Origin of the sequence: Streptomyces sp. NBC_01016 (assembly GCF_026341035.1) — a bacterium.
Taxonomy (GTDB): Bacteria; Actinomycetota; Actinomycetes; order Streptomycetales; family Streptomycetaceae; genus Streptomyces.
This window is the reverse complement of the sequence record NZ_JAPEOQ010000002.1, coordinates 848,784-865,933: the sequence shown is the minus strand read 5'-3', so window position 1 is coordinate 865,933 and position 17,150 is coordinate 848,784. Positions and strand designations below refer to the sequence as shown.

15 protein-coding genes are annotated in these 17,150 nt (G+C 69.7%); all 15 read right to left on the bottom strand.

Annotation, left to right across the window (positions count from 1 at the left end; genetic code table 11):
* Window positions 1-150: 150 nt before the first annotated feature.
* Complete coding sequence (locus OG746_RS30640) at window positions 151-1,332, bottom strand: DivIVA domain-containing protein (RefSeq protein WP_266720588.1); 1,182 nt, start codon at window positions 1,330-1,332, stop codon at window positions 151-153.
* Window positions 1,333-1,387: 55 nt separating this feature from the next.
* Window positions 1,388-1,672 (bottom strand): YggT family protein, encoded by a 285-nt coding sequence (locus tag OG746_RS30635; RefSeq protein ID WP_266720586.1) that lies wholly within the window; start codon window positions 1,670-1,672, stop codon window positions 1,388-1,390.
* A 74-nt stretch (window positions 1,673-1,746) separates the two neighbouring features.
* The gene (locus tag OG746_RS30630; RefSeq protein WP_266720584.1) at window positions 1,747-2,391 is read right to left on the bottom strand and encodes a cell division protein SepF; all 645 of its coding nucleotides are present in this window, start codon (window positions 2,389-2,391) and stop codon (window positions 1,747-1,749) included.
* A 126-nt stretch (window positions 2,392-2,517) separates the two neighbouring features.
* Window positions 2,518-3,246, bottom strand: a complete 729-nt coding sequence (locus tag OG746_RS30625; RefSeq protein WP_266720582.1) for a YggS family pyridoxal phosphate-dependent enzyme — start codon at window positions 3,244-3,246, stop codon at window positions 2,518-2,520.
* Between the two features lie 6 nt (window positions 3,247-3,252).
* Window positions 3,253-3,993, bottom strand: a complete 741-nt coding sequence (pgeF, locus tag OG746_RS30620) for a peptidoglycan editing factor PgeF (RefSeq protein ID WP_524540500.1) — start codon at window positions 3,991-3,993, stop codon at window positions 3,253-3,255.
* Window positions 3,994-4,038: 45 nt separating this feature from the next.
* A complete protein-coding gene (gene ftsZ, locus OG746_RS30615) occupies window positions 4,039-5,280 on the bottom strand; it encodes a cell division protein FtsZ (RefSeq protein ID WP_266720578.1) in 1,242 nt (413 codons plus the stop codon).
* A gap of 298 nt (window positions 5,281-5,578) precedes the next feature.
* The gene (locus OG746_RS30610) at window positions 5,579-6,382 is read right to left on the bottom strand and encodes a cell division protein FtsQ/DivIB (protein ID WP_266720576.1); all 804 of its coding nucleotides are present in this window, start codon (window positions 6,380-6,382) and stop codon (window positions 5,579-5,581) included.
* Between the two features lie 28 nt (window positions 6,383-6,410).
* Window positions 6,411-7,499, bottom strand: a complete 1,089-nt coding sequence (gene murG, locus OG746_RS30605; protein ID WP_266720574.1) for an undecaprenyldiphospho-muramoylpentapeptide beta-N-acetylglucosaminyltransferase — start codon at window positions 7,497-7,499, stop codon at window positions 6,411-6,413.
* A 6-nt stretch (window positions 7,500-7,505) separates the two neighbouring features.
* Entirely contained in the window at window positions 7,506-8,834 is a 1,329-nt protein-coding gene (gene ftsW, locus OG746_RS30600) for a putative lipid II flippase FtsW (protein ID WP_266720572.1), read from the bottom strand.
* Between the two features lie 91 nt (window positions 8,835-8,925).
* The gene (murD, locus tag OG746_RS30595) at window positions 8,926-10,359 is read right to left on the bottom strand and encodes a UDP-N-acetylmuramoyl-L-alanine--D-glutamate ligase (RefSeq protein ID WP_266720570.1); all 1,434 of its coding nucleotides are present in this window, start codon (window positions 10,357-10,359) and stop codon (window positions 8,926-8,928) included.
* Window positions 10,341-11,414: a phospho-N-acetylmuramoyl-pentapeptide-transferase gene (mraY, locus tag OG746_RS30590; protein ID WP_266720569.1), complete on the bottom strand. Its 1,074-nt coding sequence runs from the start codon at window positions 11,412-11,414 to the stop codon at window positions 10,341-10,343. The genes murD and mraY overlap by 19 nt, the downstream gene beginning before the upstream one ends.
* On the bottom strand, window positions 11,414-12,814 hold the full coding sequence (locus OG746_RS30585; RefSeq protein WP_266720568.1) for a UDP-N-acetylmuramoyl-tripeptide--D-alanyl-D-alanine ligase: 1,401 nt from the start codon (window positions 12,812-12,814) through the stop codon (window positions 11,414-11,416). The genes mraY and OG746_RS30585 overlap by 1 nt, the downstream gene beginning before the upstream one ends.
* A gap of 4 nt (window positions 12,815-12,818) precedes the next feature.
* A complete protein-coding gene (locus tag OG746_RS30580; protein WP_266720567.1) occupies window positions 12,819-14,366 on the bottom strand; it encodes a UDP-N-acetylmuramoyl-L-alanyl-D-glutamate--2,6-diaminopimelate ligase in 1,548 nt (515 codons plus the stop codon).
* Window positions 14,367-14,556: 190 nt separating this feature from the next.
* A complete protein-coding gene (locus OG746_RS30575) occupies window positions 14,557-16,581 on the bottom strand; it encodes a peptidoglycan D,D-transpeptidase FtsI family protein (protein ID WP_266720566.1) in 2,025 nt (674 codons plus the stop codon).
* Between the two features lie 4 nt (window positions 16,582-16,585).
* Window positions 16,586-17,146, bottom strand: a complete 561-nt coding sequence (ftsL, locus tag OG746_RS30570; RefSeq protein ID WP_266720565.1) for a cell division protein FtsL — start codon at window positions 17,144-17,146, stop codon at window positions 16,586-16,588.
* Window positions 17,147-17,150 lie beyond the last annotated feature (4 nt).

Genomic DNA, 17,150 nt, shown 5'->3' with positions numbered 1-17,150 from the left:
CCCCCTACGTACACCAGAACGCCGACCGGAACGCCCACCCCCAGCGGCCAGCAAAAAGGCCTTGGCCCGGATCGCAGAAACGATCCGGGCCAAGGCCTGAATGAATGCCGACGCCTAGCTACTACCTGGCGCTACAAGCAAACGCGCCGCTCAGTTGTCGTCCTCGTCGATGAGGAACCCACGCATCGGCGAGGGCGCCTGCCCCATCGGCGACGGGCCCTGGGGCCGCACCGGAGCCATCGGCTGCGTCATCGCGGGCGACATCTGCTGCTGGCCGCCGCCGTACGACGGACCGCCGTTCTGCTGGTTGCCACCGCCCATCGACTGGTTGCCACCACCGTAGGACGGCGCACCCGCACCGGCCGGAGCCATGGAAGGCGCCGGGGACGGCGGCAGGCTCGCGGTCGCCGGCGTACGCGGCGGAGCCAGCGAGTCGTCGGCCTGGGTCTCCAGCTGGCGCAGCTGCGACTCCAGGTACGACTTCAGACGCGTGCGGTACTCGCGCTCGAAGCCGCGCAGGTCCTCGACCTTGCGCTCCAGCGTGGCGCGGGCGGACTCCAGGGAGCCCATCGCTACGCGGTGCTTCTCCTGCGCGTCCCGCTCCAGGGCATCGGCCTTGGCACGGGCGTCACGCTCAAGACCCTCGGCACGGCTGCGCGCCTCGCCGACGATCTTGTTCGCCTCGGAGCGGGCCTCGGCGATCGCCTGGTCGGCGGTCTGCTGGGCCAGCGAGAGGACACGGGCGGCGCTGTCGCCACCGGGGCCCTGACCGGGCTGCGGCAGCTGCGGGCCACCGTGGCCGCCCATGGGACCGCCCATCGGGCCGCCCAGCTGCGGCTGCTGGCCCATCGGCCCCTGGCCCATCGGGCCGGGACCCTGCGGGCCACCCTGCGGACCGTGTCCACCAGGACCGGCCGGCAGCTGCGGGGCACCGCTCGGCAGCTGGGGCGGGCCGCCCATGGGGCCGCCCATCTGCTGCTGCGGCGGGCCCGATATACCAGCGGGCACCGGGGCGCCCGGGCCTCGCATGCCCTGCGGGGGACCCTGCTGCTGGTCCTGCGGACCACCCTCGGGTCCACCGGGACCGCCAGGTCCACCGGGGCCACCAGGACCGCCGGGACCCTTGCGCATCCCGCCCTGCTGCTGGTTCTGCGCAGCGGCGCGGGTGGCTGCGGCTAGTTTCGCCCGCAGGTCTTCGTTTTCTCGGAGAAGACGGGTCAGTTCGGCTTCGACCTCATCGAGGAAGGCATCGACCTCGTCCTCGTCATAGCCTTCTCGGAGGCGGACGGTCGTGAACTGCTTGTTCCGCACGTCCTCGGGGGTCAACGGCATCTCTTCACCTCAACGTTGTCGTCGGCATTCGGCAAGACCGTAGTTGACATCGTGCTCACAGCCGGCTCACGACGGAGATCAGGATGTAGACGATGATCATCAGTACGAAGAAGGACAGGTCGAGCGCCACGCCCCCGAGACGCAGCGGCGGAATGACCCGCCGCAGAAGCTTGAGCGGCGGATCAGTGACAGTGTAGGTGGCCTCCAGAACGACCACCATCGCCTTGCCGGGTTGCCACGAGCGGGCGAACTGGAAGACGTAGTCCATGACCAGCCGGAAGATCAGCACGATGAGGAAACACATCAGCGCGATGTAGACCACATCAAAAACCACGCCCATGTCGGCGGTTCCCTCTCCCCTGTTACTCGTGCCTTGTGACTAGTTGGTAGCTAGCCGTCGTACTTTGCTGCGTCTCAGCTCTGGTTGAAGAACCCGCCCTCTGCGATACGGGCCTTGTCCTCCGCCGTGACATCGACGTTAGCAGGCGACAACAGGAACACCTTCTGTGTCACTCGCTCGATGCTCCCGTGAAGACCGAACACAAGACCGGCGGCAAAGTCGACAAGTCGCTTCGCATCGGTGTCGTCCATCTCCGTCAGATTCATGATCACCGGAGTGCCCTCACGGAAGTGTTCCCCGATGGTACGGGCCTCGTTGTAGGTCCGGGGGTGCAATGTGGTGATGCGGTAGGGCTCCCGCTCGGACACGACCTTGGGCATGATCACCGGTGCGTTCTTCTCCAGGCTCTGACGTTCAGGTGTGATGGATGCCACGGGGGCGATTCGTGCGGGACGTCCGGATTCAGCGGCAAGCGAAGCAGGTTGGCGCACCGGTTCACGCTGCGCCGGGGGCTGCACCACTCTGACCGATTCCTCCACATCCGTCGCGGCATGGGAGTTGTGTGACTGATGCGACGGCTCGTGCCGTCGACGGTCACGCTCGGGCTCCGGGTCGAGTTCGGGCTCGAAGTCGTCATCGGGGTCGAATCCCCGGCCGTCGTACCCATCGTCCTCCACGAGGCCGAGGTAGACCGCCATCTTGCGCATCGCGCCGGCCATTCTCTGAGTCCTCCGCTCTGTGGTGGATCGGCTGACGTCAACCAAAGTGCCCGCGATCCACGTGGCCTCCCCGCCCATCAGCGAGAATGACCATATTTTCTGCTGTGGTCCGACTTCTTCGCGACGTTACCCGAGCCGGGGTCGGACACCGAGGACCGCCGTACCGACGCGCACATGTGTCGCTCCGGCCGCCACAGCCTGCTCGAGGTCCGAACTCATCCCTGCCGAGACCATGTTCGCAGCCGGATGGGCCGCGCGCACGGCAGTCGACAAATCCATGAGCCGCTCGAACGCCGCCTGTTGCCGCCCCGCGTAGTCCCCGGTGAGCGGCGCGACGGTCATCAGTCCGTCGAGCCGCAACCCCGGAGCCTCGGCCACGCGCGCGGCCAACTCCTCCACTCCGCCGGGGCCGATACCCCCGCGCTCCCCCCGGCCGTCCGCGCCGGCGTCGAGCGCGACCTGGATCAGACAACCCAGTTCACGCTCGGCCCGCACGGCCTCCTTGGAGAGCGCCGTGACGAGCTTGCCCCGGTCGACGGACTGCACCAGACCGGCGTAACTCGCCACGGAACGGACCTTGTTGGTCTGAAGCTGACCGACAAAGTGCCAAGTAAGCGGCAGATCCGAGCATTCCGCGGCCTTGGGCGCCGCGTCCTGGTCCCGGTTCTCCGCCACGTGCCGCACCCCGAGCCCGGACAGGATCCGTACATCGCTCGCGGGGTAGGTCTTGGTGACCACGATGAGGGTCACGTCGTCCCGCTTGCGCCCGGCCGCCGCACAGGCCGTGGTGATACGTTCCTCCACCGTGGCCAGGTTCGCGGCGAGCTCTGCCGTACGTTCCTGAAGGTTCGTCATGTCGTCTCAGTCCAGCCAGACATAGCCGGCGAGTCGGCCGGTGGCCTTGTCGCGGCGGTACGAGAAGTGATCGTGCGACTCAAGTGTGCACACCGGCGACCGCTCCCGGTCACGCACCCCGAGCCGCTCCAGCTGGGCATGCACACCCGCGGTCACGTCGACGGCCGGGGTGCCCCAGCTGGTCTCGGCGTACGCCGCCGGTTCCACCGCCGCGACCTCGGCCCGCATCTCGGCCGGCACCTCGTAACAGCGCCCGCAGACCGCGGGTCCCGTACGGGCGATGATCCGGGCCGGCTCGGCGCCCCGCTCCACCATCGCCCGGACCGCAGCCGGCACCACCCCGGCGACCATGCCGGGGCGTCCCGCGTGCGCGGCGGCTACGACCCCGGCGACCGGGTCGGCGAGAAGAACGGGGGTGCAGTCCGCCGTCAGCACGGCGAGCGCGAGTCCGCGCCGCGTGGTGACGAGGCCGTCGACGCACGGAATGTCGGCTTCGGTGGGCCAGGGCCCGTCCACCACCGTCACGTCGGGGCCGTGCACCTGGTTCATCCACACGACACGGGAGGCCTCGAGACCGAGCGTCTCCGCGGCCAGCTCCCGGTTGCGCAGCACGGCTTCGGAGTCGTCGCCGACCGCGCCGCCGAGATTGAGCTCCTCGTACGGAGCGGCGCTCACCCCGCCCCACCGGTCGGTGAAGGCGAAGTGCGCGCCACTCTCGGAAGACACTGTGTGATGTTGTCCTGTCACTGCGGTGATCCGACCTGCTCCACGATCACGTTCAGAAACACGTGATCACTTGAGGAAGTCCGGCACGTCGAGCTCCTCGGCCTGGCTGTCCGGGTAGGACGGCCGCGGAACCTGCGGGGCGGTGGCCGGGGCCGCCGGGGCCTCGTTCACCGGGGCGGGCGCCTCGGCCGGCGGGGTCGGCGTCTGCGGCTGGGACTCCTCGCGCTGGGTGACGCTGCCGAGGTTGCCGAAGGCCGGACGCGCGGGCTCGGGGGCCGGCGTCGAAGGCCGCGGCGGCGCCGCCGACTCCTCACGCTTCGCGGTCGACGAACCGACCACATTGTCCCGCTTGTTCGGCGGCTGCCCGCCGTCGAAGCCGGCGGCGATGACGGTGACCCGCACCTCGTCGCCGAGCGCGTCGTCGATGACGGCGCCGAAGATGATGTTCGCCTCGGGGTGGGCCGCCTCGCTGACCAGCTGCGCGGCCTCGTTGATCTCGAAGAGACCGAGGTCCGAGCCGCCGGAGATGGAGAGCAGTACGCCGCGGGCGCCGTCGATGGACGCCTCGAGGAGTGGCGAGGAGATCGCCATCTCGGCCGCCGCCACCGCGCGATCGTCGCCGCGGGCGGAGCCGATGCCCATCAGGGCCGAACCCGCCTCGGACATCACGGACTTCACGTCCGCGAAGTCGAGGTTGATGAGCCCCGGGGTGGTGATGAGGTCGGTGATGCCCTGGACACCGGAGAGCAGGACCTGGTCCGCCGACTTGAAGGCGTCGAGGACGGAGACCTGCCGGTCCGAGATGGACAGGAGCCGGTCGTTCGGAATGACGATGAGGGTGTCGACCTCTTCGCGGAGCTCGGCGATGCCGTCCTCCGCCTGGTTCGCCCGGCGCCGACCCTCGAAGGTGAACGGCCGTGTGACCACACCGATCGTGAGGGCGCCCAGCGAGCGCGCGATGTTGGCCACGACGGGTGCGCCGCCGGTGCCGGTGCCGCCACCTTCACCGGCGGTGACGAAGACCATGTCGGCCCCCTTGAGGACCTCCTCGATCTCCTCGCGGTGGTCCTCGGCCGCCTTGCGTCCGACGCCCGGATTGGCTCCGGCGCCGAGTCCGCGGGTGAGTTCACGGCCGACGTCGAGCTTGACGTCCGCGTCGCTCATCAACAGGGCTTGCGCATCGGTGTTGATGGCGATGAACTCGACGCCCTTGAGACCGACCTCGATCATCCGGTTGATGGCATTGACACCACCGCCGCCGACACCGATGACTTTGATGACTGCGAGGTAGTTCTGCGGTGCTGCCACGTCGAAGGCCTCTCGCCTCGAGTTACGTGTCGCCGCCTCGCGTTCTACGGTGCGACGACTGATGCCGAATTGGGGCGGTCCGGACTACTAGTTGACTACTAGTCGACTGCCGACCCGAACCCTAACGCTGAAGTTTAGGGTTACCAGTGTGTCTGTTTCCTGGACTCTTCCGAACCTGACACTAAGTCGACAAGTGGCGCCCGTTCAACGAACACGCCGAACCTCCCGTTTTTCTTTTCACCCTATGTGATCAGCCATGTCGATGCCCAACCAGGGTGCTGGCCTGCATCAATGTGCGTCAACTCCCGGACGCGGCAGGGGCCGTGGGAACACTCACGTCCAAGTGCCTGCCCTTCGGCTCGGCTTTCATGAGTGCGGTGAGAGTGCGTGCCTTCGTGTCACCCTGCTCGGCACTCCCCCAGTCGACGGTCCGCTCTCCGGTCAGCTCCAGCGAGATGGCGTCGTACGAACGGACCTTGACGGTCCGCGTGTCACGCGCGACCGACTTCGGAAGCTGCCCGGCGACCCGCACCGCTTCCCGTACCAGCCGGTTGGGGCCGAAGCGCCGCAGACTCGCTTCGGCGCGCCCCTGATCCGGCGTCAATTCCAGGCGGGGAACGTGCTTCAGGGGCTTGTCGACCGTCGCGAACCGAACGCCTTCACGGTCTACTTCGACGAACTTGTCTGAATTTCTGCCGTCTTCGACAATCAGGACCGGCTTGCGCTCCGTCACTTTCAACCCGATTCCGTGCGGCCATGAACGGACCACATCAACCGAGTCAATTCGGGGCAATTTCCGGCGCAGCCGGTCCTCAATGGCGTCCGTGTCGACGGAGACCAGCGGGGCGCCGACCGGTACGGCGGCCGCGTCCCGGACCTGAGACGGCGTCAGGACCCGGGTGCCGGAGGGCTTGACGCGCTCCACGCGCAGCCACGGCGAGCCGTACAGCAGCCAGGTGCCGCCCGCGCCGAGCAGCACGAGCAGCACTCCGGCCACGACAAGGGTGCGCACGCTCGGCATGCGCACCCATCCCGCGGCGGGGGGCGGCTCGGACGCCTCGGACGACTCTTGTTCGCGATCGGTCGTGGTGGGTCCGGCCACTGTCCCCTGCCTTACATTCGTCCACTCGCTAACGACGCGAGTTGATCGCCTCGTACACCATCCCGACGAGCAGGTCGTCGGCGTCCCTGCGGCCGAACTCGGCGGCCGCGCGGGACATCTCGTACAGCCGGTGCGGGTCGGCGAGCACGGGCAGGACATTGGCCTGGACCCACTCGGGGGTCAGTTCCGCGTCGTCGACCAGCAGGCCGCCGCCGGCCTTGACCACCGGCTGGGCGTTCAGCCGCTGTTCGCCGTTGCCGATGGGCAGCGGGACGTAGGCGGCCGGGAGTCCGACGGCGGAGAGCTCGGCGACGGTCATCGCGCCCGCGCGGCAGAGCATCATGTCGGCCGCGGCGTACGCGAGGTCCATCCGGTCCACGTACGGTACCGGGATGTAAGGGGGCATCCCCGGCATCTGCTGGACCTGCGGCAGTTCGTTCTTGGGGCCGACCACGTGCAGCACCTGGATGCCGGACCGCTGGAGGAGCGGCGCGACGCGCGTGACGACCTCGTTCAGGTGGCGGGCACCCTGGGAGCCGCCGGAGACGAGCAGCGTCGGCAGGTTCGGGTCGAGGCCGAACGCGGCGCGCGCCTCGGGCCGCTTCTGCGCCCGGTCGAGCAGGGCGATGGTGCGGCGCAGCGGGATGCCGATGTAGCGCGAGTTGCGCAGCTTGCTGTCGGGCGAGGAGACCGCGACCTGCGCCGCGTACCGCGAACCGATCTTGTTGGCCAGGCCGGGCCGCGCGTTGGCCTCGTGCACCACGATCGGCACGCCGAGCCGCTTGGCCGCGAGATAGCCGGGCAGCGCCACGTAGCCACCGAAGCCGACGACCGCGTCCGCCTTGGTGCGCTCCATGACCTGCTCGGCCGCCTTGATGGTGCCGCGCAGCCGGCCGGGAACCGTGATCAGTTCGGGCGTGGGCTTGCGCGGCAGCGGTACGGCGGGGATCAGCGCCAGGTCGTAGCCGCGCTCCGGTACGAGACGGGTCTCAAGGCCGCGTTCCGTGCCCAGGGCCGTGATGCCCACGGTCGGGTCCTGCCTGCGCAGGGCGTCCGCGAGGGCGAGCGCCGGCTCGATGTGGCCGGCGGTCCCCCCACCGGCGAGTACGACATGCACCGAAATTCACCGCTCTCTGGACGGACGCGCCGAGGCGCGCCGTCGCATCGTGTTCCATCTCATCCCCCGGACTCCCGGGCTCCGCCGCATGGCGAGGGCAGCCCGCGCCGCCGGCTCGTCCCGCGCGAACGCGATCAGCAGCCCCACGGCGAACATGGTCGGAAGCAGCGCGGACCCCCCGTACGAGAACAGCGGGAGCGGGACTCCGGCGATCGGCAGCAGGCCGAGCACCGCACCGATGTTGACCACGGCCTGTGCCGTGATCCACGTCGTCACGCCTCCCGCGGCATAGCGAACGAAGGGGTCCTCCGTGCGTCCGGCCACGCGGATACCCGCATAGCCTAGAGCCGCGAACAGGGCGAGCACCGACAGCGTCCCCGCCAGGCCCAGTTCCTCACCGGTGATGGCGAAGATGAAGTCGGTGTGCGCTTCGGGAAGTTGTCCCCATTTTTCCACACTCGCCCCGAGGCCGGAACCGAAGAGTCCGCCGGAGGCCAGGGCGTAGATCCCGTGCAGTCCCTGCCAGCACATGTCGCCGGGCCCTGCATCGGCGCTGCCCAGGCAGGCGAGGCGGGCCATGCGGTTCGGGCTGGTCTTGATGAGGAGCAGGCCGATCATGGCGGCCACCGAGAGCACGCCCACGAAGAGCCGCGTCGGCGCCCCGGCCGTCCACAGCAGGCCGAAAAGGATCGCGGTCAGCAGGATCGCGGTGCCCATGTCGCCGCCGAGCATGATCAGCCCGAGCAGCATGAAGGCCACCGGAACGAGCGGCACCAGCATGTGCTTCCACTGGGTCAGCAGCCGCTTGTCGTGCTTGCGCGCCAGCAGATCGGCGCCCCACAGGATCAGCGCCAGCTTCCCGAACTCGCTGGGCTGCAGCATGAAGGGGCCGCCGAGCGAGATCCAGTTCTGGTTGCCGTTGATCGACACCCCTATCCCCGGCACCTGCACGAGGACCATGAGGAAGACGCTGACGGCGAGGATCGGGTAGGCGAGCGCCCGGTGCAGCTTCACCGGCATCCGCATCGCGACCAGCAGCAGGACGCCGCCGATGACGGCCGCGACGAACTGCTTGCGGAAGAAGTACGAGCTGGACAGGCCCATCTGCAGGGCCGTGATCATCGAGGCCGAGTAGACCATGACCAGGCCGAGGACCGTGAGCAGCAGCGCGGCACCGATGATCAGGTAGTACGCCGTGAGCGGCCGGTCCCAGGCGCGCTTGGCCTGGGCGTACAGGCGGTGCACGGGGTTGACCCGGGCCCGGTAGACCTTGCTGGTCCTCCGCGGCGGTGCGGCGGGGCGCCCGGTCGTGCGGGGAGGACTGCTACCGGCCATGACCGTCCCCCACCGATGAGCCGTACGTCTGCGCTGCCACGTTCCCCTCCCGAAGGGTGCCCGGCGTCACCGGGCGCCCTCTCGAGCCCCGTCAGACGCTGGTGGCGCCCAGTTCGCGGACCGCTTCCGCGAACGCCTCGCCACGCTTGTTGTAGTTCGTGAACATGTCCATCGACGCGCAGGCCGGGGCCATCAGCACGGTATCCCCCGTGCGGGCGAGCCGCGCGGCCTCCTGGACCGCCGCCGACATCGCCCCAGTGTCGGTCCGGTCGAGGTCGACGACCGGTACTTCCGGGGCGTGTCGCTGCAGGGCTTCCCGGATCAGGGCCCGGTCCGCGCCGATCAGGACGACACCGCGCAGCCGCTTCGCCGCGCCCGTCACCAGCTCGTCGAAGGTCGCGCCCTTGGCGAGCCCGCCCGCGATCCACACGATGGACTCGTACGAGGCCAACGACGCCTGGGTGGCATGGGTGTTGGTCGCCTTGGAGTCGTCCACGTACGCGACGCCGTCCACGTCGGCGACGTGCTCGATGCGGTGGGCGTCGGGGCGGAAGTTCCGCAGTCCCTCGCGTACGGCCTGGGGCTCGACGCCGAAGGCGCGGGCGAGGGCCGCCGCGGCGAGCGCGTTGGCGATGTTGTGCGGGGCCGGCGGGTTGACGTCGGTGACCTCGGCGAGTTCCTGGGCGTTCTTCTGCCGGTTCTCGACGAAGGCGCGGTCGACCAGGATGCCGTCCACGACGCCGAGTTCGGAGGGGCCGGGGGTGCCGAGGGTGAAGCCGATGGCGCGGCAGCCCTCGTCGACGTCGGCCTCGACGACCAGGTCCTCGGTCGCCTTGTCCGCGACGTTGTAGACGCAGGCGACCTGGTTGCCCTCGAAGATGCGGCCCTTGTCGGCGGCGTACGCCTCCATGGAGCCGTGCCAGTCGAGGTGGTCGGGTGCGAGGTTCAGGACGGCGCCGGAGTGGGCGCGCAGGGAGGGCGCCCAGTGCAGCTGGTACGAGGAGAGCTCGACGGCGAACACGTCGTAGGCGTCGTCGCCTTCGAGGACGACGTCGATGATCGGCGTACCGATGTTGCCGACGGCGGCCGTGCGCAGGCCCGCCGCGTCCAGGATCGACGCGAGCATCTGCGTCGTCGTGGTCTTGCCGTTGGTGCCGGTGATCGCGAGCCAGGGCGCGGCGTCCGGGCCGCGCAGCCGCCAGGCGATCTCGACGTCGCCGACGACGTCGACGCCGGCCGCCGCGGCCTCCGCGAACAGCGGCGAGGAGGGCTTCCAGCCGGGCGAGGTGACGACGAGTTCGGTGCCCTCGGGCAGCGTGGTCGAGTCCCCGAGCTGTACGGAAATCCCCGCTTCTTTAAGAAGAGCGGCCTTTTCGCGGTGCGCCTCGCTGTCGCCACCGTCCACGACGGTCACCGACGCGCCGAAGCCGGCCAGGGCGCGGGCGGCACTGATGCCGCTCACACCGAGACCGGCAACGGTGATGTTCTTGCCGTCCCAGGGGGAGGTCACTTCTTGGCTGCCCATCCTGCGTAGAAGAGGCCGAGTCCGACGATCACGCACATGCCCTGGATGATCCAGAACCGGACCACCACAAGGACTTCGGACCACCCCTTGAGTTCGAAGTGGTGCTGGAGTGGCGCCATCTTGAAGACGCGCTTGCCGGTCATCTTGAAGGAGCCGACCTGGATCACGACGGACATGGTGATCAGGACGAACAGGCCACCCAGGAGCGCGATCAGGAGCTCCGTGCGGGAGCAGATGGCGAGGCCCGCGAGGGCGCCGCCGAGGGCCAGCGAGCCCGTGTCACCCATGAAGATCTTGGCGGGCGAGGTGTTCCACCACAGGAAGCCGAAACAGGCGCCCATCAAGGCCGATGCGACCACCGCCAGGTCGAGTGGGTCTCTGACCTCGAAACACGCACCTGGGTTGGTGAGGGTCTGCGCGTTGGCGCAGGACTCCTGGAACTGCCAGACACCGATGAAGGTGTACGCACCGAAGACCATCACGGAGGCGCCGGTGGCGAGGCCGTCGAGGCCGTCCGTCAGGTTCACGCCGTTCGACATCGCGAGGATCATGAACAGCGCCCAGACCACGAACAGGACCGGGCCGATCGACCAGCCGAAGTCCTCCACGAAGGAGAGCTTGGTGGATGCGGGCGTATTGCCGCGCACATCCGCGAACTGGAGTGAGATCACCGCGAAGGCGATACCGACGATCAGCTGTCCGGCCATCTTGGCCTTGGCTCTGAGGCCGAGCGAACGCCGCTTGACGATCTTGATGTAGTCGTCGAGGAAGCCGACGAGACCCATGCCCGCCATCAGGCCGAGCACGAGCAGACCCGACAGGGTCGGCGCGGCACCGGTGATCAGCTTGCTGAGGAAGTACGCGATGAGGGTCGCCAGAATGAAGGCGATACCACCCATGGTCGGCGTGCCGCGCTTGCTGTGGTGCTCGCGCGGGCCGTCGTCACGGATGAACTGGCCGTAGCCCTTGCGCGCAAGGAGCTTGATCAGCAGCGGCGTTCCGGCAAGCGTCAGGAAGAGACCGATGACGCCCGCGAACAGGATCTGCTTCATCATCAGGCATCAACCCCACCCTGCACGTCCGCGAGCAGCGCCTGTGCCACGCTCTCCAGACCCACCGACCTGGATGCCTTCACGAGCACGACATCTCCCGGGCGCAGCTCGCTGCGCAGCAGGTCGATCGCCGCCTGTGCGTCGGACACGTGCACCGACTCCTCACCCCACGAACCCTCGTTATAGGCGCCCAGTTGCATCCAGGACGCTTCCCTGCCCCCGACTGCAACGAGCTTGCTGACGTTGAGCCGGACGGCGAGCCGTCCGACGGCGTCGTGCTCGGTCAGCGACTCGTCGCCGAGCTCGGCCATCTGCCCGAGCACCGCCCACGTCCGGCGCCCCCTGCCCATGGCCACCAGCGCGCGCAGCGCCGCTCGCATGGACTCGGGGTTCGCGTTGTAGGCGTCGTTGACGATCGTGACGCCGTCCGAGCGCTCGGTGACCTCCATCCGCCAGCGGGACAGGTTGCCCGCCTCGGAGAGCGCGAGGGCGATCTCCTCCACGGACATGCCAAGGTCATGGGCGACGGCGGCCGCGGCGAGCGCGTTCGACACGTGGTGCTCACCGTACAGGCGCAAGGTCACGTCGCTGCACCCGGAGGGTGTGTGCAGGCTAAAGGCGGGCTGTCCGGTCTCCGTGAGCCGGACATTCTCGGCGCGTACGTCGGCGCCGGCGGCCTCTCCGAAGAACAGCACCTTCGCCTTCGTGCGCGAGGCCATGGCGCGCACCAGCGGGTCGTCCGCGTTGAGGATCGCGGTGCCGTCGGCGGGAAGGGACTCCACCAGCTCGCCCTTCGCCACCGCGATCTGCTCGCGGCCGCCGAACTCGCCGATGTGCGCGGTCCCGACGTTCAGGACGACTCCGACCTTCGGGGGCGTAAGGCCCGTCAGGTACGTGATGTGGCCGATGCCGCGGGCGCCCATCTCCAGGACGAGGAACTGCGTCTCGTCGGTGGCGGTGAGTGCGGTCAGCGGCAGTCCGATCTCGTTGTTGAACGAGCCGGGCGTGAAGACCGTGTCGGCCTTGCGGCGCAGTACCTGGGCGATCAGGTCCTTGGTGCTGGTCTTGCCGGCCGAGCCGGTGAGGCCCACAAGGGTGGCGCCGAGGCGGGCGACCACGTGCCGGGCGAGCGCACCGAGCGCCGCCTGGACGTCGTCGACGACGATGGCGGGGGCACCGACCGGGCGCGACGCCAGCACGGCGACGGCTCCCTTGTCGACGACCTCGCGCGCGTAGTCGTGGCCGTCGACCCGCTCGCCCACGAAGGCGGCGAACAGGCTTCCCGGCTCGACCTTGCGCGAGTCGATGACGACCGGCCCGGTGACCCGGACCTGCGGGTCCGGTATGTCGTACGTCTGCCCGCCGACGGCTGAGGCGATCTCGGCGAGGGAGAGGGCGATCACAACTTCATCCCTGGGTTTTCTGGTGGTCGACGGTGGCTGCGGCCGCCTCGATGGACGCGCGGAGCACCTTGCGGTCGTCGAACGGGCGGACCACACCGGCGATGTCCTGGCCCTGCTCGTGGCCCTTGCCCGCGATGAGCACCGTGTCGCCGGGCTCGGCGCGCGCCACGGCGGCGGCGATGGCGGCGGCCCGGTCCTCGAACACGGCGACGTCGCCCCGCTCGTGGGCCGGCACGTCGGCGGCGCCCGCGAGCATCGTGGCGAGGATCGCGAGGGGGTCCTCGGAGCGCGGGTTGTCGGCGGTGAGGATGGCCGTGTCGGCGAATCGCGCCGCGGCCGCGCCCATCGGCATCCGCTTGGTCTTGTCGCGGTCGCCGCCGCAGCCGAGCACGATGTGCAGCTTGTTCTCTGTGACCTTGCGCAGCGCCCGAAGGACGGACTCCACGGCGTCGGTCTTGTGCGCGTAGTCGACGACGGCGAGGTACTTCTGGCCGGCCTCCACGCGCTCCAGGCGGCCGGGCACGCCGGGTACGGCGGCGACGCCGTCGGCCGCGGTCTGCGGGTCGATCCCGGCGACGGCGAGGGTGACGATCGCGGCGAGGGTGTTCGCGACGTTGAAGGGGCCCGCCAGCGGCGCCTTGGCGGTGATCCGCTCGCCCTTGGGGCCGACGACGGTCAACGTCGAGTCGAAGGGGCCGACTTCGACGTCCTCGGCGCGCCAGTCGGCGTCCGGGTGGCCCTCGGCGGAGAAGGAGACGACCGGGACCTCGGACTCGTCGATGAGCCGGCGCCCGTACTCGTCGTCGAAGTTCACGACGCCCTGTTTGCTGCGGGCCCGCGTGAACAGCTTCGCCTTCGCCTGGAAGTAGTCCTCCATGTCGGAGTGGAACTCCATGTGCTCCGGGCTCAGGTTGTTGAAGACCGCCACGTCGAAGACGCAGCCGTCCACCCGGCCCAGCACGAGGGCGTGGCTGGAGACCTCCATGGCGACGGCGTCGGTGCCGCGCTCACGCATGACCGCGAACAGCGCCTGGAGATCGGTGGCTTCCGGAGTGGTGCGCTCGGACTTGATCCGCTCGTCGCCGATCCGCATCTCGACCGTGCCGATGAGGCCGGTGCTGCGGACCGTCTTGAGACCGCCCTCGATGAGATACGCGGTGGTGGTCTTGCCCGAAGTACCGGTGATGCCGATCTGGAGCAGGTCCTTGCCGGGGTGGCCGTAGATCGTGGCGGCCAGCTCGCCCATCCGGCTGCGCGGGTTGTCCACGACGAGCGGCACCAGGCCGGCCTCGGAGACGCGCTCCCAGCCGGCCGGGTCGGTCAGCGCCGCGACGGCGCCGAGCGAGGCGGCCTGCGCGGCGAAGTCGGCGCCGTGCGCGCGGGCTCCGGGCAGCGCGGCGTACAGATCGCCGGGGCGCACCGCACGGGAGTCATGGGTGATGCCGGTGATCTCTGCTACGGCCCTGGGCGTGGAGACACCCAGTTGATCGGCGAGTTCCGCGAGGGATGTGGCGGAGACCTCAGCCGGTCGCGGCGGCCCGGGGTATGTCACGGGTGCGCCCTTCTGGGTGGTTTGGGACTGATCAGCGTGTGGCACGGCGTGAGCGTACCGGGCCCACCCCCCGCCGGGCGAAGCGAGGGGCGTGGCGCGGGGCGGTTCCCCGGATCGGAGGTGATGGCAGTCACGGCGCCCTCACGGCTAGTAAGTGATCATGGTCACGGCCCGTCCTGGCTGGAATGCGTCAGGGCTCGAACGTCACGGGCAGCCGGGCCGGCTTGTTGCCCGTGGGCGGGGCCTGAAGCGACTTCAGGGCGAACTCCATGACCTTCTTGTAGATCGGGCCACAGATCTGGCCGCCGAAGTAGCCGCCCTTGGTGGCGTTCTGGATCGCGCAGTAGACCGTGACGCGCGGCTTGTCGGCGGGCGCGAAGCCGGCGAACGACGACGTGTAGCCCTTGTAGCGGCCGGTGGCCGGATCCACGCGGTTGGCCGTGCCCGTCTTGCCCGCGACGCGGTAGCCCGGGATGCGCGCCTTCGCACCCGTGCCCTCTTCGTCGTCGACCACGGACTCCAGCATCTGCGCGACGGTCTTCGCCGTCTTCTTGCTGACGACGCGGGTCTCCTTGGGCTTCGCCGCGGGCGTGAACCGCCCGTCGGGGCCCTTGGTGCCGCGGACGAGGCTCGGCTCGACCCGTACGCCGTCGTTGGCGATGGTCGAGTACACGGAGGCGGCCTGCATCGCGTTGATCGAGAAGCCCTGGCCGAACGGGATCGTGTACTGCTGCGAGGTCGACCACTTGTCGGCGGGCGCGAGGATGCCGGACGTCTCACCGGGGGTGCCGAGGCCGCTCTCCCTGCCGATGCCGAACTTCCGCAGGTACGAGTAGAGCGTCTTGTTGGCCGCCGGCTGCGTCTTGCCGAGCTGGCCCGTCGCCAGGATGGTGCCGATGTTGCTGGACTTGGCGAGCACGCCGTTGAGCGTGAGGTGCCAGGTCGGGTGGTCGACGTCGTCCTGGAAGAGCCGGTCGCCGCGGTGCAGCCGGTTGGGCACGGTGACATGGGTCCCCGGCGTGGCCGCGTTCTCCTCGAGGACGGCCGCCATCGACATGACCTTGGCGGTGGAGCCCGGCTCGTACGCGTCCTGGAGCGCGGCGTTGCCGAGGGCCGAGGCCTTCGCGTCCGCCAGGTCGTTCGGGTCGAAGCCCGGCGCGTTCGCCATGGCCAGGACCTCACCGGTCTTGGTGTCCTGCACTATCACGTAGCCGCGGTCCGCCTTCGACTCCTTGACCTGCTCGTCGATCGCGTTCTGCGCGGCCCACTGGATGTCTCGGTCGATGGTCAGCTCGACGTTCGAGCCGGGGACCGCGGGCTTTTCGGTGCTGCCCGCGGTCGGCACCTGCTGGCCGCCGGACTGGGCGTAGCGGATCTTTCCGGCCTTGCCCGCGAGCTCCTTGTCGAGCTGCTGCTCCACGCCGCCGCCGCCCTTGCCGTCGGCGTTGACCCAGCCGAGGACGCCCGCGGCGAGGTCGCCGTTCGGGTAGACGCGCTTGCTGCTGGGATCGGCGACCACGCCGGAGAGCACGCTCGCCTCGCGGCCCGCGGCGTTCGCCTTCTCGTTCAGCGTGGTCCTGAGGTCCTTGATCTGCTTCCAGACCTGCGGCGTCTGCCGCGGGGCGAGCCGCACGTACCGCGTGTTCTTCGTCTTCAGCTTCTTGGTCAGCTCGGCCGCGTCGACCCCGATGATCGGCGACAGGAGCGCCGCCGCCTGCTCCGGCGCGTCGTCGACCTTGGTGGCCTTCTTCGTGAAGAGCGTCGGGTCGGCGGTGATGTCGTACGCGTCCACGCTCGCGGCGAGCTCGACGCCGCTGCGGTCCGTGATGCCGCCGCGCTCGGCGGCGATGGAGTGGCTGACGTACCGGTTCAGCGAGGCCTTCGCCGCGTACGCGCTGGCGTCCACGCCCTGCACCTGGAAGAGGCGGACGACGAAGACCATCAGGACCAGCGTGAGACCCAGGCTCACCATGCGCAGGCGCGGCCTGGGGCTGCCCAGACGGAGCCTGGAGGGCGCCTTCGGCTTCGGCGGGGCGGGGCGCGGGCGGCGCGCGGCCGGGCGGCCCTGCTGCGCGGCCTTGGACCCGGCCTTCGGCGCGGGCCTGGCGGTGCGCTTGGCCGCCCCCTTCGGCGCGGGCTTGGGCGCGGGCCGTCCGGTGCGCGGCGGGCGCGCGGGTCCTGGCACGCGGCGGCGCGGGGGCTCCCTGTCGGTCATGGCGTCACCTGCCGGTGCTCGAAGGGGAAGGCTCGACCGAGGAGTTCGGACTCGCCGACTCGGACGGACTGGCGGAAGGAGAGGTGCTGGCCGATGGGGACGGGCTCGTGGAGGGCGAGGCACTCGCGCTTGCGGCCACCGGCGCCTTCGTCGGCTCGACGCGGGGCGGGGCGGGCGGCCCGGCCGCAGGGCTCGGCCTGCCCTTGACGGTGCCGTTCGGCTCAAGGAACACGGGGTCCCCGCCAGGCACCATGCCGAGCCCGCGGGCGCGCCGCAGCAGGGCGTCGGGCGCCGAGTAGGAGTCGACGTCGCGCTGGAGTTCCTGCTCGTCGTCGGTGAGCTCGGTGGTCTGCTTCTTGAGCTTGGTGAGCTGGAACGAGCCCTCGTTGAGCGAGGAGTTCAGCATCAGGAGCGTGATCAGCCCGCCGCCGAGGAGCAGCACGACGAGGAGGACGAACGGGGTGCGTGCGGCTTGCGTGCCGCCGGACGGGCCGAGCGGGAGCAGCCGCGCAAGGCGGGCGGCCCTGCCGCGCAGCGAACCTTTCGAGCCACTGCTGGCGCTCATGACC